The sequence below is a fragment of the Agrobacterium larrymoorei genome, from assembly GCF_005145045.1.
GTDB classification, from domain to species: domain Bacteria; phylum Pseudomonadota; class Alphaproteobacteria; order Rhizobiales; family Rhizobiaceae; genus Agrobacterium; species Agrobacterium larrymoorei.
The window spans coordinates 33778-49735 of record NZ_CP039691.1; the positions used below are offsets into that span (position 1 = coordinate 33778).

Genomic DNA, 15958 nt, shown 5'->3' on the forward strand with positions numbered 1-15958 from the left:
ATATGGCTGACAAGAATCAACGGGATTGCAGGCGGCGGACGTATGAAAAAGCAGACAATGGCGGTGCGGAAGTTCTCGCTCCTGGCACTCTCGGTCATTTCGATGGTGGGTGCCGATCTGGCTCCTGCACTCGCGGAAGATCTTCCGGCAAAGCAGGTCTTCGGCCATATCGACCTCCCTTCTGCCGGGCCATCGGTCTCCTATGGCTCTTATGCCAAAGGCTGCCAGTCGGGTGCGGTCGCTCTTCCGACTGAGGGTCAGGGCTTTCAGGCCATGCGGCTTTCCCGCAATCGCCGCTGGGGACAGCCGCAGCTCGTGTCCTTCATCGAGCGCTTTGCGCAGGATGCCCAGAAGATCGGTTGGCCGGGTCTGTTGATCGGCGATATCTCGCAGCCGCGTGGCGGGCCGATGTTGAACGGTCACGCGTCGCACCAGATCGGCCTGGATGTGGATATCTGGTGGCGCAAGATGCCGGACCACATCATGAGCGCGCAGGAACGTGAGGATACGCCCTTCATCTCCATGCTCGACAAGAGCAAGTTCCTGACTGTCGATGACCGCAAGTGGTCTGCGCTGAACGCAAAACTGGTGATGATGGCGGCGAGCTATCCGCAGGTCGAACGCGTCTTCGTCAACCCGGCCATCAAGCAGAAGCTTTGCCAGAGCTGGACGGGCGACCGCACCAATCTTGGCAAAATCCGCCCGATCTATGGACATGATGAACACTTCCATGTGCGCCTCGAATGCCCGCCCGGTGCAACGAACTGCAAGCCGCAGGCCGCTGTCGGCGCAGGCGATGGCTGCGACAAGTCGCTGGCATGGTGGTTCACGAAGGAACCTTGGGCAGCACCGAAAAAAGATCCAAACGCCAAACCACCAAAGCCGCCGCGGCCCATGATGGTGTCCGACCTGCCGAAAGCCTGCGCGGCTGTCGCTTCAGCGCCCGCTGCCAGAGGTGGTGCTGCGGTTCGCCAGAATGCCTATGTTCCAGCGGCGGTGGAGGCACCGGCGGCTGTCGCCCCGTCAACATCAGGCGGTCCGATGCCGCCTGCCGATGTTCCGCTGCCTTCTTCCCGCCCATCGCTGAACTGATGTCGATCAGGCCCGCTTTTCAAAGCGGGCTTAGTTGCTGTAGAAGGCTTCAAATCGATTTAAACTGGCTGGGTTGGGCATATCAATGGATAGCAAACGCTGCATCGCGCTGATTGCGCATGATCAGAAAAAGGATGACATGGCGGATTTTGCCCGCCAGCATCAAAATGCTCTATCGGCTTTTCGCATCGTCGCAACCGGCACCACCGGAGGCCGCGTGCAGGATGCCTGCCCTGACCTCAATGTCATCCGTCTCAAGAGCGGCCCGCTTGGCGGCGACCAGCAGATCGGTGCGATGATTGCGACGGGCGATGTCGATATGCTGGTTTTCTTCGTCGATCCTCTGACATCCATGCCGCATGATGTTGATGTGAAAGCCTTGACACGGCTTGCCACCGTCTACGACATTCCGATGGCCCTCAACCGCGCGACGGCGGAGCGGCTGATCGACTTCAACGTGAATGGATAAGGCCTGGCTTTTTGCCACTGGCGAAATCTTCAGAAACAGACCGCTATCAGGAGCAGGAATGCCCAATCAGAACGATCATCTTTCCTTTCCGATCCTCATTGGCGATATCGGCGGCACCAATGCCCGTTTCTGTATCCTTTTGGACGCCGATAGCGAACCGACGCAATTGACCACGGTCAAGACCGCCGAGTACCCCTCCATCGACGATGCGATCCAGACTGCCGTTCTCAACAACACATCCGTCAAGCCCGTTTCGACCCTGCTTGCGGTCGCGGGTCCTATCGAGTCCGACGAGATACCGCTGACCAATTGCCACTGGGTCGTCAAACCGAAGGATATGCTCGCCAATCTCGGCTTGAGCGATGTGATCGTCATCAATGATTTCGAGGCGCAGGCGCTTGCCATTGCAGCCCTTGGCGATGACAACCGCGAACGGATCGGCCCCGAGCGAGCCTACATGATGGCATCGCGCGTCGTGCTTGGACCGGGCACGGGCCTCGGGGTCGCGGGTCTCGTATATGCGCGCAACATGTGGTTTCCTGTTCCCGGCGAAGGCGGACATGTCGATATCGGTCCCAGAAGCGCGCGGGATTATCAGGTCTTTCCGCATCTCGAAGCCATCGAGGGACGTATCGCGGGCGAACAGATTTTGTGCGGGCGCGGTCTCGTCAATCTCTACCGTGCCATTTGCACCACGGATGGCATAAGCCCAGCCTATTCCGATCCTGCCGATATTACCGCCAACGGACTGAGTGGCGCAAACGCTCAGGCGCAGGAAACTCTATCCCTGTTCAGCACCTATCTCGGCCGCATAGCAGGCGATATGGCACTGATTTTCATGGCCCGGGGCGGTGTTTATCTGGCCGGCGGAATTTCGCAGAAGATCATACCGGCTCTCAAACTGCCGGAGTTCCGTGCCGCCTTCGAAGACAAGGCGCCGCACAAGGCACTCATGGCCTCAATCCCCACCTATGTCGTGACCCATCCGCAGGCAGCTTTGGCAGGCCTTTCCACCTATGCAAGATCGCCATCGAATTTCGGTGTGACGCTTGATGGGCGGCGCTGGCAGAGGTGATTGGAACTTCAGGCTGGTCAAAACCTGCCCAGATGGATATAGACGCCGGTTGAAAAGGCGGCACTGCCGCCAAACCGACAAAAGGTGGATGAGCGATTGAAAACCGCCAAGTCACGGCATCCTGTGGATACCGATACGATTACCGCAGTCCTGAAGCGCGTTTTTGCAGAAAATGCGCGTGATCATATCAAGGGATATGCATTTGCAATTTTCTGCCTGCTGACCGTTGCAGGAACCACGGCCTTTACCGCCTGGATCATGGATTCGATCATCAACGAAGCTTTCGTCAATCGACGGGCCGATTTGGTCTGGATCATCTGTGGCTCCATATTCGCGGCCTTCTTCATTCGTGGCCTCGCAACCTACGGGCAGTCTGTCGCGCTCTCCAAGATCGGCAACAATATCGTCGCCCGTTACCAGAAGCGGCTCTATTCTCACCTGATGACGCTCTCGGTTGGCTTCCTGACTGAATCCCGGTCCGCTCATCTCGCCGCACAAATAAGCCAGAACATCGGCGGCATTCGCGATGTTATGAATATGACGGTGACGTCTGTTTCGCGTGACTTGTTAACGTTCATCGCGCTCGTCATCGTCATGATCGTTAAGGACCCGGTTCTTTCTACGATTATCGTCTTCATCGTACCGCCGCTGGTCATAGGACTACGCTACATTTCCAAGCGGCTCCGCCAAGCGACGCGAGATGCAGTCATTATAAATAGCCGTGTGTTGGGCGCTATGCAGGAAACTCTTCAGGGAATTTCCATCGTCAAAGCCTTCACCATGGAAAAGCCACTGGAAGGCCGTGTCTTCAAAACCATCGCTAGTGCCGAAGCTCGCGCCAATCGCATTGCGCGCCTGTCCGAACGGACAGCACCGCTGACGGAAACTATTGCGGGCTTGGCGGTTTCAGGTGTGCTGGCTTACGCAGCCTACAGAGCGATCTACGACAACGTGCCACCGGGCGCTTTCTTCGCCTTCGTAACCGCGCTTCTGCTGGCATACGATCCTGCTCGCCGCCTTGCACGCTTGCAGGTGTCGCTGGAACGTGCGGTCGTCAACGCACGCATGATCTATGAAATCCTCGACATGGAGCCGGTACAGCGTGAAAAGCCTAATGCACCTGACCTGAACGTGTCCAACGCCACCGTCGAATTGAAGGACGTCCTCTTCTCCTACAAAGACACGAACCAAATCCTGAAGGGTGTCAGCTTCGTTGCGGAAGGCGGCAAGACCACGGCGCTGGTTGGGCCATCCGGCGCCGGTAAGTCCACCATCATCAATCTCATACCGCGTTTTTACGACCCGACCGGCGGCGAAATCCTGATCGACGGGCAAAATATTGCGGATGTTACGACGCGATCCGTGCGGTTGAATCTGGCTTATGTTTCGCAGCAGCCCTATCTCTTCGAAGGCACCATCCGTGACAATATTCGCTATGGCCGCCCGGAAGCGACGGATGCCGAAATCGAAGAAGCGGCAAGGCTCGCCTTTGCCCATGACTTCATTCTCGCGCAGCCGCAGGGCTATGATACGCCCGTCGGTGAAAACGGCATGACGCTTTCCGGTGGCCAGCGCCAGCGCCTGTCCATCGCCCGCGCGCTGGTCCGCAACGCGCCGATCCTTCTTCTGGATGAGGCGACCTCCGCGCTCGATACGGAATCGGAAGCGGTCGTCCAGAAGGCGCTCGATACCGCCATGACTGGCAGAACGGTTATCGTGATCGCGCATCGTCTCTCCACTGTGGTCAAGGCTGACAAGATTATCGTGATGAACGAGGGCATGGTTGTCGAAGAAGGCACGCACGAGACGCTTGCACGACAGGAAGACGGCCTTTACGCTCGTCTCAACACTCTTCAGGCGACCGGCGTTCGGGGTCTTTAAGCATTACAGGTGACGGCATGAGCGGCAATGACATGAAACTGGTGGTGGTCGGCGCTGCAGGCCGCATGGGGCAGACCCTGATCCGCCTCATTCACGAGACACCGGGTGTTACGCTTCATGCCGCCATCGAGCGCGAAGGATCGCCTTTCATCGGACGCGACGCGGGTGAAATCGCGGGTCTGGGCACGAACGGAATTCCGGTGACGAGCGATGCTCTGGAAGCCTTCGTCAACGCCGAAGGTGTGATCGATTTCACCTCTCCAGCAGGCAGCGTCGCATTTTCCGGGCTCGCTGCACAGGCCCGCATTGTCCACGTCATCGGCACCACCGGATGCTCGGTCGGAGACGAAGAGAAATTCAAGGCTGCGGCACGCCATGCCCGCGTGGTGAAATCCGGCAATATGAGCCTTGGTGTGAACCTGCTCAGCGTGCTGACACGACAGGCGGCCAAGGCGCTCGGGCCGCAGCAATGGGATATCGAGGTGCTGGAAATGCACCACAAGCATAAGGTCGACGCGCCCTCGGGCACCGCTCTTCTGCTCGGCGAGGCAGCGGCACTGGGTCGCGGCATCGACCTTGCTGCGCAGTCCGTGCGTGTTCGCGATGGGCATACCGGCGCGCGCGAAGCGGGAACCATCGGCTTCGCAACGCTTCGCGGCGGCTCGGTGGTGGGCGATCATTCGGTTATCTTTGCAGGCGAAGGCGAGCAGATCACCTTCTCGCACCATGCGGCAGATCGCACCATTTTCGGGCGCGGTGCCATTGCGGCAGCACTTTGGGCATTCGATAAGAAGCCCGGCTTCTATTCCATGCTGGACGTTCTCGGTCTGGCCGATAATTCATAATCAACCCGGAGAGTATTTTAATGAGCGGAACCCTCGTCCTCGTTCGTCATGGCCAAAGTGACTGGAACCTCAAGAACCTCTTCACCGGCTGGCGCGATCCGGACCTGACCGACCTCGGTGTTCAGGAAGCCAATGCAGGCGGCAAGGCGCTGGCGGAATACGGCATCAAGTTCGATGTTGCCTATACGTCTTCCCTCATCCGCGCGCAGAAGACCTGCCAGATCGTGTTAGACAATGTCGGCCAGTCCGGTCTCGAAACCATTCGGGACGAGGCTTTGAACGAGCGCGACTATGGCGATCTTTCCGGTCTCAACAAGGACGATGCCCGACAGAAGTGGGGTGAGGAGCAGGTTCACATCTGGCGCCGCTCCTACGACATTCCGCCACCCGGTGGCGAAAGCCTGCGCGACACGGGCGCTCGCGTCTGGCCTTATTATCTGACCGAAATTCTGCCTCGCGTGTTGCGCGGCGAAAAGGTTCTGGTCGCAGCGCACGGCAATTCCCTTCGCTCGCTCGTCATGGTTCTGGACAAGCTGAGCAAGGAGGAAATCCTCAAGCTCAACCTCGCGACCGGCGTACCGATGGTCTACAAGCTGAAGGCGGACTCCACGGTCGCCTCCAAGGATGTTCTGGGCGATATGTCCGGCGCACATTGATCCTCTTCTCGGGCCTCTGGACATATTCAGGGGCCCGAATTTTTTCAGGCTCCTAGAGCGCTTCTCTCCCTAGATAAAGTGTCATGAAATTCAGCATTCAGCAGGCCGAAGACCTCGTTTCCTCCATTTTCGAAAAGAATGGCGTTTTGCCGGAAAGCGCTCGCTCCGTTGCCAGAGCGCTCGTTGCGGCTGAGGCTTGCGGCCAGGGCGGCCATGGCTTCAGACGGATACCGGTGTACATTGCGCAGCTGCGCGTCGGTAAGGTCAATGGCAATGCCAAGCCTTCGGCATCGCGCGTCAAGCCCGCAGTTCTGTCCATCGATGCCGATCTCGGATATGCTTACCCGGCTATCGACCTTGCGGTGGAGCTGCTACCAGCCATTGCGCGCGAACAGGGTATCGGCCTTGCGGTCATCGGTCGCTCGCATCATGCCGGTGTGATGGCGCTGACGGTGGAACGCTTTGCGGAGCAGGGTCTGGTCTCCTTCATGGTAGCGAATGCACCCGCATCCATGGCACCCTGGGGCGGCATCAAGCCGCTTTACGGAACGAACCCGATTGCCTTTGCAGCACCGATTGAAGGTGCCGACCCGCTGGTTATCGATCTCGCGCTGTCGAAGGTCGCACGCGGCAAGATCATGGCTGCCCGGCAAAAGGGCGAAAACATTCCGGGTGACTGGGCGCTCGATGCTGAGGGACGCCCAACGACCGATCCGAACGAAGCGATCAATGGCACCATGGTCCCTGCTGGCGAAGCCAAGGGGGCAGCGCTTGCTCTGATGGTCGAGATCATGGCCGCAGGTCTGACGGGCGGCAATTTTGCCTTTCAGGCGTCATCCCTGTTGGACGACACCGGCACCGCACCCTCTCTCGGCCATACGATCATCGCGATTGATCCAGTGATTGCCGGAGATCATGTTCTGGCGCAAAGGCTGGCGCTGATGGCAGGAGAAATCGAGGCGCAGGAAAGCGCCCGTCTTCCCGGACGACGCAGCCAGGGTATTCGCAAACACGCAATCGAAAACGGCATCGTCATCGAAGACGATATCTTGCGTCAGATCGAAGCGCTCTGACGCCACGGGACGATAATCTTAGACCGATGTTTCCTTGAACAGGACGTTCTGGTCCAGAAGATAACGTGAAAACAACGGAAGGCTGGCCGCGCCAATGGCGCGGGCCTGGCTTCCCACCGCGCCTTCCGTGATGTCTGGAACGGATACGCCTTGCAGATCGTGCAACATCAGCGCCTCGCGCGTTGCCTGCACGATGCGTGAACGCACCCAATCCGGAAAACCGCCATCGATGATGACCGTGGCGAAATCGATGATCGATGCTGCGGCAATAACCGCCTGAGCAAGTGCGGCAGCCGTGTTGCGAATCCAGACTTCCAGTGGCTCACCGAAATCGATCCATTCGTCCGGCGAGAACCACAGTGGCTTCGGATCGATCTCTTTTTCGCGAAGCATGTCTTCCAGCACGAAGATCGAGGCGATCTTCAGCAACTGCACTGTCTTGCCATCCCGTCCCTGCACCGGCAGAGGTCCGATTGCGCCTGCCGCACCCGTACGCCCGGAAAACAGTGCCGAGTTCAGAACCACGCCGCCGCCTATGAAGGAGCCGATGAAGATATAGAGAAAATCGGGATATGCCTGCCCATTGCCGAAAACGAGTTCCGCGCCGCAGGCGCTGGTGGCATCGTTCTGTAGAAAGACCGGATAATCGACCACATCGGCAATTTCCTGACGCAGATCGACATGGCGCCAGCTGTCCATTTCCCGTTGGGGAGCGCCAACTTCCTTGGCCCAACTCCAGAGTTCGAATGGCGCGGCGATGCCGACGCCTGCCACTCTCTGGCGCTGTTCGTCCGTCAACCTCGATTCCAGCTCCGCAATGCCTTCGGTGACGAAAGGTAATATCCATTCGGGCATGGGATAGGGATAAGTATTCCTCAGCTGCATACGGATGCGTCCGACGAAATCCATAAGAACCAGATCGACGCTACGACGACCGATCTTGATGCCGAAGGAATAGACCGAATCAGGATTGAGCCGCATCGGCGTCGATGGCTGGCCGACTTTTCCGCGCAGCAACTCGCCACGAACGAGCAGTCCATCCTTTTCGAGGGAGCGCATGATGACGGAGACCGTTTGGGCGGAAAGGCCGCTGCGGCGGGCAATTTCTGCTTTCGAGAGGCCGTTGTGCCTTCTCACCAGAGAAAGGACAAGCCGTTCGTTATAAGCGCGGACACGCACCTGATTGGCGCCGCCGCTAATATCCGAACTGCCTGCTGGCAGCTGCTGTAATGGCTCTAACGAGCGCGACATGTCATGACCTCCCTGCCCGCGCACTCCTTAGCAAACGGACATTATTCCACAAGCTCTCGCAAGCCGCCGTGGTCTCCTCCCCGGCAAATTCCTCATCCGAGCCGTCGCGAAGAATGACACATCGAATTAATAATTCAATTGGATTTATTTATTGACAGCGCCGGTTTTTGATGTTTCCATTCGCCCCAGTAGCGCCCGATCTCGGAGGAAAGGGGCTGCAGCGCAGCCTGAAGACAAGGCTGTTCTCGTCATCACTGGGAGGATCATAATGAAGACCACTGTTTCCGCCTTTTTGGGCGCACTTGCGCTTGGCGTTTCTTTCGCTTCCGTTGCATCGGCAGCCGATACGTCGGTGTGCCTGATCACCAAGACGGACACCAACCCCTTCTTCGTCAAGATGAAGGAAGGCGCGACCGCAAAGGCAAAAGAACTCGGCGTCACGCTGAAGTCCTACGCAGGCAAGATCGACGGCGATTCTGAAAGCCAGGTTGCCGCAATCGAAACCTGCATTGCCGACGGCGCCAAGGGTATCCTCATCACCGCATCCGACACCAAGGGCATCGTTCCCGCTGTGAAGAAGGCACGCGATGCAGGCCTTCTGGTCATCGCGCTCGACACGCCGCTCGAGCCAGTCGATGCCGCCGACTCCACTTTCGCGACCGACAACCTTCTGGCTGGTGAACTTATCGGCAAATGGGCAGCGGGCACGCTGGGCGACAAGGCCAAAGACGCGAAAATCGCCTTCCTGAACCTCACGCCTTCCCAGCCATCGGTTGACGTGCTGCGCAACCAGGGCTTCATGAAGGGCTTCGGCATCGACGTGAAGGACATCAACAAGATCGGCGACGAAACCGATCCGCGCATCGTCGGCAACGACGTGACCAACGGCAACGAAGAAGGTGGCCGTACTGCGATGGAAAACCTTCTCCAGAAGGACCCGACCATCAACGTCGTCCACACCATCAACGAACCTGCAGCTGCCGGTGCCTATGAAGCGCTGAAGGCCGTCGGCCGCGAGAAGGACGTGCTGATCGTGTCCGTCGACGGCGGTTGCCCGGGCGTCAAGAACGTAGCTGAAGGCGTGATCGGCGCGACATCCCAGCAGTATCCGCTGCTGATGGCATCGCTTGGCGTCGAAGCCGTCAAGAAGTTTGCCGACACCGGCGAAAAGCCGAAGCCGACCGCTGGCAAGAACTTCTTCGACACCGGCGTCAAGCTCGTTACCGACAAGCCGGTCAAGGGCGTCGAATCCATCGACACCAAGGAAGGCCTCGCCAAGTGCTGGGGCTGATCCGGTAACGGATCCGGCGCGATAATTCTAAACGCGCCTGGCGTTCCCTTCGGTGCCGCTGCCCTCGCGGCGGCATCGAACCATAAGAACAACGATGATCGGGAGGATTATCGATGAGCGATCAGCCGGTACGGGCTAAGCCTCACAATGAATATGAGACCGTTCTTTCGGGTAGCTCGACGCAGGTCGCGTCCTTCGATACCCACGACAAGACGCCTCTCGAAAAATTCCAGCATTTCCTGCATTCCAGCCCTGCAGCGGTTCCGCTGATCGTTCTGGTGCTGTCGCTGATCATCTTCGGCCTGCTGCTTGGTGGCAAGTTCTTTTCCGCCTTCTCGCTGACGCTGATCCTGCAGCAGGTCGCCATCGTCGGTATCGTGGGTGCGGCGCAATCGCTGGTCATCCTGACTGCGGGTATCGATCTTTCCGTCGGCGCGATCATGGTGCTGTCTTCCGTCGTGATGGGCCAGTTCACCTTCCGCTATGGCTTGCCCCCTACCCTTTCCATTCTCTGCGGCTTTGCCGTTGGCGCGCTCTGTGGCTTCATCAATGGCGTGCTCGTCTCGCGCATGAAGCTGCCGCCCTTCATCGTTACGCTTGGCATGTGGCAGATCGTTCTTGCCTCGAACTTCCTCTATTCCGCCAACGAAACCATCCGTTCGCAGGATATCGCCCAGCAGGCACCTTTGCTCCAGTTCTTCGGAGAAAGTGTTCGTCTCGGCAGCGCGGTCTTCACCTATGGCGTCATTGCCATGGGCCTTCTCGTGGCGCTTCTCTGGTACGTGCTGAACCGCACGGCATGGGGACGCCATGTCTATGCCGTGGGTGACGACCCCGAAGCGGCTGAGCTTGCGGGCGTCAACGTCAAGCGAATGCTGATTGCGGTCTATACGCTCTCCGGCATCATCTGCGCCCTTGCGGGCTGGGCCCTGATCGGACGTATCGGTTCCGTTTCGCCAACTGCCGGGCAGTTCGCCAATATCGAATCCATCACCGCCGTCGTGATCGGTGGCCTCTCGCTCTTCGGCGGTCGCGGCTCCATTCTCGGCATGTTGTTCGGCGCGTTGATCGTCGGTGTCTTCTCGCTTGGACTTCGCCTCATCGGAACCGATCCTCAATGGACCTATCTGCTCATCGGCGTGCTGATCATTACCGCCGTAGCAATCGATCAATGGATCAGAAAGGTAGCAGGCTGATGGCACAGAACCCCATTCTCACCGCGCGCGGTCTCGTCAAGCGCTACGGTCGCGTCACTGCCCTCGATCATGCCGATTTCGATCTCTACCCCGGCGAAATCCTCGCCGTCATCGGAGACAATGGCGCGGGCAAATCCTCGCTGATCAAGGCGATTTCCGGCGCGATCTCTCCCGATGAGGGCGAGATCCAGCTGGAAGGCCAGACGGTCAATTTCCGCTCGCCCATCGAAGCCCGCAAGGCGGGTATCGAAACGGTGTACCAGAACCTTGCTTTGTCACCTGCGCTTTCGATTGCGGACAACATGTTCCTCGGTCGCGAGATTCGCAAGCCAGGCATCCGGGGCAGCCTGTTCCGCGCACTCGACCGTCCTGCGATGGAAAAGTTTGCTCGCGACAAGCTTTCCGAACTCGGCCTGATGACGATCCAGAACATCAATCAGGCAGTGGAAACACTGTCGGGCGGTCAGCGCCAGGGCGTTGCCGTGGCCCGCGCTGCGGCCTTCGGCTCCAAGGTGGTGATCCTCGACGAACCGACAGCGGCACTTGGCGTCAAGGAAAGCCGCCGCGTGCTGGAACTCATTCAGGACGTCCGTTCCAGAGGTCTGCCGATCGTTCTGATTTCGCACAACATGCCGCATGTCTTCGAAGTGGCGGATCGCATCCACATCCACCGTCTTGGCAAGCGTCTCTGCGTCATCAATCCGAAGGACTACACCATGTCGGATGCCGTGGCCTTCATGACCGGCGCAAAGGAAGCCCCAAGAGAGGTTCTTGCGGCATGACGACCACGCTTGCGGCGCTGACGGATGATATCCTGAGACGGGCCGCTCAATCGAAGCGTTTCATTCTTGCCATTGCCGGCCCTCCCGGGGCCGGCAAGTCCACGCTCGCAGATGCGTTGCGTGATAGCCTCATCTCGCGTGGAGAACTGGCCGAAGTCCTTCCCATGGATGGATTTCACATGGACAATGGCATCCTCGAAAGCCGAGGCCTGCGTCCACGAAAAGGCGCACCGGAAACCTTCGACGTTCGCGGTTTCATCGATATCGTCAAAGCCGTTCGACAGGCCGACGAAGAGGTGCTGGTGCCGGTTTTCGACCGGTCCCGCGAAATTGCCATTGCGTCGGCCCGCGCCATCTCGCCCAATACCCGCTTTATTTTGGCGGAAGGCAACTATCTGCTTCTGGACGAGTCCCCCTGGGACCGGTTGAGAGATAGCTTCGACATGTCGATTTTCGTCGGACCTTCCTACGAGGTTCTCGAACAGCGTCTGCGTGACCGCTGGATCGGTTATGGGCTTGACGAGGCCGCGATACAGGCGAAGCTCTACGAGAACGACCTTCCCAACGGGAAGCGGGTGGTAGAACATTCGCGTGCCGCCGATATCAGCATCGATATCTGGAGTTGATGCGGACCGTCAGTTTGGGTTGACGACCTTGCTTGCCAGACGGAACGGGCTGGAGATGGTGGCACCGACCGCATCGAAGACGAACGCACCCGCCCGACCGAGATCATTCGAACCGCCGCGACGCTTCTCATCCAGCTTTGGCAGGAGTGCCGCAAGATTGGCGTAGCGGTCGTGGTTCAGCCCATCGGTGGAATCCAGTTCCGAAATATCGACCAGTTGAACGCCTGCCTTCTCAGCGGCTTTGCTGATTTCGGGGTCGGTCACATCGAGTGCGCCGAGACGGCTTCGCTCTCCGCCAAGGAAGGACGATGCCATCAGCGCCCGATCGTCCTTTGAGACCAGAACGGTAAGCGGCGGATCGAGACGCCCGACGACTTCGATCTGCTTGCGGAAGACATCCGTATCGATATCGGGCGCTGCAAGCACCACCTGCAGCTTGGCAATCACGTCGTTTCGGCCTTCGAGGCGCAACTGTCTCAGAGCTTCCATGACCAGCCAGCCGCCCATGCTGTGCCCGAAGACGATGATGTTCTTGCGCGGCGACTTTCGGGCGAGATCGGTCAGAACCTGCGCCAGCGCATCGCGGGAATAGGTAGCAGATTCCTTGTCGGCAACATATCCGGTGACATCGGCAAGCGACGGCCAGGAAAAGACCAGCGGGACGCCATTGATATCTGCATCCGCTGCCATCTGCGTCGCCCGAAACAGCGCCTCCTGATAGCTGTAATTGTAACCGTGCACGAAAAGGCCGACATCCTTGCCGGATTTCAGGATGTTGCCGAGATCGTCGTTGAACGCGTTTCTGGACAGCATCGCCTGCCGTGTCACCACAAAATCCGTCGCGGCATCCGGCTTCCCGCTTGCCCATTCAATCTTGCCCTTCTTGTGGTCAGACGGAATGGAGATATCGAAGCGGGCATAGTTGGGCGCTTCGGCCCTTCCGGCTCCAAAGGCCAGCGTCTTGCCTTCCTTCTGCTCGCGCGTGCTGACGACAAAGGCTTCAATCGTCTTCGTTCCTGTCTTTCTGGTATTGACGGCCTGAAGCACATCCGCCCCTGGCCGGGTGGCGCAGGAATTCAGCAACGACAAAGCGAGGAACAGTGGAAAAAGCTTACGCATGGACTATATCCGACAGGTGGGAGCAGCATGGATAGCGACTAATTTGGCGGCTGGCAACGAAATCGACGCTGACGTAAACGGAAGCTTCTTTGCCTCAACAGGTAGTCGCTGAAATGGCAGGCAAATCCCGTTCCCACATGTGAAAGTTCGTTTCGATTTGCGGCTCGATGCTGTAGGTCGTAAGGCATGACGATTCTGGAAGTGGCATGACAGCCAAGGTTTCTCTTTCCCGCCTCAAACTTACGGATTTCCGCAATTACGCGGAGGCATCTTTGCGGCTGGATGCGCGGCATGTGGTGCTGACGGGAGACAATGGTTCCGGCAAGACGAACCTTCTGGAAGCCGTTTCCTTTCTCTCCCCCGGGCGGGGGCTGCGGCGCGCCGTCCTGTCCGACGTCACCCGCGTCGGTGCGGAACATGCAGGTTTTTCCATCTTCGCCGATGTCATCGGCATGGATGGCGAGGTTGCGATTGGGACGGGCATCGATGGCGATGCGGAATCTCCCGCCCGCCGCCTGCGGCTGAACGGTACGCCCGTCAAATCCGTCGATGAGTTGACCGATCATCTGCGCGTTTTGTGGCTGACACCGTCCATGGATGGTCTTTTTACCGGATCATCCTCGGATCGCCGCCGCTTTCTCGACCGTCTCGTTTTGTCGCTCGATCCCTCCCACGGGCGGCGTGCGAGCGATTTCGACAAGGCCATGCGCCAGCGCAACCGGCTTCTTTCGGATGGCCGCTTCGATCCGGTCTGGCTGGACGGTATCGAAAAGCAGATGGCCGAGCTCGGCATCGCCATGGCAGTCGCCCGCCACGAAATGCTTGGCCTGCTGCGCGCTTTGATCGAAAGCAGGTCGGACGATACCAGCTTTCCGAAAGCATCGCTCACCCTCTCCGGCTTTTTCGATGGCCAGTTTCATCGCCCCGCCGTCGATCTGGAGGACGAGTATCTCGCCACGCTTCGCGACACCCGTTACCGCGACGCGGGCGCCGGGCGCACGCTGGATGGGCCGCATCGCGCCGATCTTTTCGTGCGCCATGCGGAGAAGGACATGGATGCGGCGCGCTGCTCCACCGGCGAACAGAAGGCCCTGCTCGTCGGTCTCGTGCTGGCGCATGCGCAGCTGACTGCCAATATGACCGGTTACGCACCGATCCTGCTTCTGGACGAGATCGCCGCGCATCTGGATGAAGGCCGACGCGCTGCGCTGTTTGATCTCATCCATGCGCTGGGCAGTCAGAGTTTCATGACAGGCACGGATGCTTCGATGTTTTCGGCGCTTGAAGATCGCGCGCAGTTTTTTACCGTGTCCCATGGCAGCGTGTTGGGATAGGCTTCACCTGCAATAAGCCGGAGATCGTCTCGTGGAAGCACTGAGCCCCGAAGAAATCGAGCGTTACAAGCGCCATATCCTGTTGCCCGAAATCGGCGGCATCGGCCAGCAGCGGCTGAAAGCGGCCAAGGTTCTGGTCATCGGTGCCGGCGGGCTGGGTGCTCCGGTCCTCTATTATCTTGCAGCCGCAGGCGTCGGCACGCTGGGCATTATCGATGATGACATCGTCTCCCTGTCCAACCTCCAGAGACAGGTGATCCACGACACCGGAACGATTGGCGAGCAGAAGACCGAGAGTGCGAGGCGCACCATTTTACGGCTCAACCCGCATGTTCGCACCATCCATTTCGAGGAGCGTTTTTCGCTTGTCTGGGCGCATGACCACCTGAAATCCTTCGATCTCGTCATCGATGGATCGGACAATTTCGATACGCGCTATGCCGCTGCGGATGCCGCCGAGACAGCGCGCGTACCACTGGTGACGGGAGCGGTGGGACGCTTCGATGGCTCGGTGACCGTGCTGAAGCCTTATGAGAATGGGCCGGATGGCAATCTGCTGCCCCGCTATCGCGATCTCTTTCCCGCCCCACCGCCCGAAGGCCTCATTCCCTCCTGCGCCGAAACCGGTATCGTCGGTGCACTGACGGGCGTCATCGGCACGACCATGGCGATGGAAGCGATCAAGCTGATCACCGAGACCGGCGAACCGCTGGTCGGACGACTGCTTCTTTACGATGCGCTTGCTGCCCGCTTCGAAACTGTTCGCTACAAGAGACGCCGGGAAAAAGCATGACAGAGATTGTTCGAATTGACGAAAGCTTCGACCGGACGAACGAACTGCTGGCGCTCATCATGTCGTCCTTCGCCTATATGGATGGCGTGATCGACCCGCCCTCATCCGCGCATCGTTTGACGCCGGATAGTTTGCGCCAGAAAATCAAGGATGAAATTGCCTTCGTTGCGTTCGATGAGACCGAGATGCTCGGCTGCATTTTCTGCAAGCCGGAAGCCGCGTCTCTTTATGTCGGGAAGCTTGCCGTTTCGCCCGGCGCACAAGGTCGCGGCATCGGTCGTGCCATGCTCAAGGCGGCTGAAGAAACGGCACATCAGCTTGGCGTTCCCAGCCTGCGCCTGGAAACGCGCATCGAACTTATCGGCAATCACCGGCAGTTCACGTCCTGGGGCTTCGTGAAAACTGCCGAAAATGCGCATGCGGGGTTTGACCGAACGACCTCCATCGAAATGATGAAGCGGCTCGCCTGATACTT

Annotated in this window: 16 protein-coding genes; 14 read left to right on the top strand and 2 right to left on the bottom strand. The window is 58.8% G+C overall.

Annotated elements, in window-relative coordinates; translation table 11 throughout:
* The first annotated feature begins 42 nt into the window (after positions 1–42).
* The 7 genes from mepA (at position 43) to CFBP5473_RS00210 (ending at position 7091) form a co-directional block, all read left to right on the top strand.
* A complete protein-coding gene (gene mepA / locus CFBP5473_RS00180) occupies positions 43–1092 on the top strand; it encodes a penicillin-insensitive murein endopeptidase (protein WP_037170807.1) in 1050 nt (349 codons plus the stop codon).
* Between the two features lie 85 nt (positions 1093–1177).
* A complete protein-coding gene (locus tag CFBP5473_RS00185; RefSeq protein WP_027674517.1) occupies positions 1178–1561 on the top strand; it encodes a methylglyoxal synthase in 384 nt (127 codons plus the stop codon).
* 58 nt (positions 1562–1619) lie between these two features.
* Positions 1620–2636, top strand: a complete 1017-nt coding sequence (locus CFBP5473_RS00190) for a glucokinase (protein ID WP_027674518.1) — start codon at positions 1620–1622, stop codon at positions 2634–2636.
* 96 nt (positions 2637–2732) lie between these two features.
* Positions 2733–4517: an ABC transporter ATP-binding protein gene (locus CFBP5473_RS00195; protein WP_027674519.1), complete on the top strand. Its 1785-nt coding sequence runs from the start codon at positions 2733–2735 to the stop codon at positions 4515–4517.
* A gap of 17 nt (positions 4518–4534) precedes the next feature.
* Positions 4535–5362 (top strand): 4-hydroxy-tetrahydrodipicolinate reductase, encoded by an 828-nt coding sequence (gene dapB / locus CFBP5473_RS00200; protein WP_027674520.1) that lies wholly within the window; start codon positions 4535–4537, stop codon positions 5360–5362.
* A 20-nt stretch (positions 5363–5382) separates the two neighbouring features.
* On the top strand, positions 5383–6018 hold the full coding sequence (locus CFBP5473_RS00205; RefSeq protein ID WP_027674521.1) for a 2,3-bisphosphoglycerate-dependent phosphoglycerate mutase: 636 nt from the start codon (positions 5383–5385) through the stop codon (positions 6016–6018).
* Positions 6019–6101: 83 nt separating this feature from the next.
* Complete coding sequence (locus tag CFBP5473_RS00210) at positions 6102–7091, top strand: Ldh family oxidoreductase (protein WP_027674522.1); 990 nt, start codon at positions 6102–6104, stop codon at positions 7089–7091.
* Between the two features lie 18 nt (positions 7092–7109).
* On the opposite strand, the gene CFBP5473_RS00215 is transcribed toward CFBP5473_RS00210, so the two are convergent.
* The gene (locus tag CFBP5473_RS00215; RefSeq protein ID WP_037170809.1) at positions 7110–8342 is read right to left on the bottom strand and encodes an ROK family transcriptional regulator; all 1233 of its coding nucleotides are present in this window, start codon (positions 8340–8342) and stop codon (positions 7110–7112) included.
* Between the two features lie 268 nt (positions 8343–8610).
* Here CFBP5473_RS00215 and CFBP5473_RS00220 point away from each other — a divergent pair, with 268 nt between their 5' ends.
* The 4 genes from CFBP5473_RS00220 to CFBP5473_RS00235 all read left to right on the top strand — a co-directional run bounded on the left by CFBP5473_RS00220 (position 8611) and on the right by CFBP5473_RS00235 (position 12237).
* Positions 8611–9633, top strand: coding sequence for a sugar ABC transporter substrate-binding protein (locus CFBP5473_RS00220; protein ID WP_027674524.1), 1023 nt, complete (start codon positions 8611–8613; stop codon positions 9631–9633).
* A gap of 113 nt (positions 9634–9746) precedes the next feature.
* Positions 9747–10829, top strand: coding sequence for an ABC transporter permease (locus CFBP5473_RS00225; RefSeq protein WP_027674525.1), 1083 nt, complete (start codon positions 9747–9749; stop codon positions 10827–10829).
* The gene (locus tag CFBP5473_RS00230) at positions 10829–11611 is read left to right on the top strand and encodes an ATP-binding cassette domain-containing protein (RefSeq protein WP_027674526.1); all 783 of its coding nucleotides are present in this window, start codon (positions 10829–10831) and stop codon (positions 11609–11611) included. Before CFBP5473_RS00225 ends, CFBP5473_RS00230 begins: the two co-directional genes overlap by 1 nt.
* On the top strand, positions 11608–12237 hold the full coding sequence (locus tag CFBP5473_RS00235) for a nucleoside triphosphate hydrolase (RefSeq protein ID WP_027674527.1): 630 nt from the start codon (positions 11608–11610) through the stop codon (positions 12235–12237). Before CFBP5473_RS00230 ends, CFBP5473_RS00235 begins: the two co-directional genes overlap by 4 nt.
* A 9-nt stretch (positions 12238–12246) precedes the next feature.
* Here the strand turns inward: CFBP5473_RS00235 and CFBP5473_RS00240 are convergent, their stop codons facing one another.
* Positions 12247–13356, bottom strand: coding sequence for an alpha/beta hydrolase (locus CFBP5473_RS00240; protein ID WP_027674528.1), 1110 nt, complete (start codon positions 13354–13356; stop codon positions 12247–12249).
* 206 nt (positions 13357–13562) lie between these two features.
* Between CFBP5473_RS00240 and recF the strand changes: the two genes are divergently transcribed.
* The 3 genes from recF to CFBP5473_RS00255 are packed head-to-tail and all read left to right on the top strand — an operon-like array spanning position 13563 to position 15953.
* Positions 13563–14690 (top strand): DNA replication/repair protein RecF, encoded by a 1128-nt coding sequence (gene recF / locus CFBP5473_RS00245; protein ID WP_027674529.1) that lies wholly within the window; start codon positions 13563–13565, stop codon positions 14688–14690.
* 31 nt (positions 14691–14721) lie between these two features.
* The gene (locus CFBP5473_RS00250) at positions 14722–15483 is read left to right on the top strand and encodes a molybdopterin-synthase adenylyltransferase MoeB (protein WP_027674530.1); all 762 of its coding nucleotides are present in this window, start codon (positions 14722–14724) and stop codon (positions 15481–15483) included.
* The gene (locus CFBP5473_RS00255) at positions 15480–15953 is read left to right on the top strand and encodes a GNAT family N-acetyltransferase (protein ID WP_027674531.1); all 474 of its coding nucleotides are present in this window, start codon (positions 15480–15482) and stop codon (positions 15951–15953) included. Before CFBP5473_RS00250 ends, CFBP5473_RS00255 begins: the two co-directional genes overlap by 4 nt.
* Positions 15954–15958 lie beyond the last annotated feature (5 nt).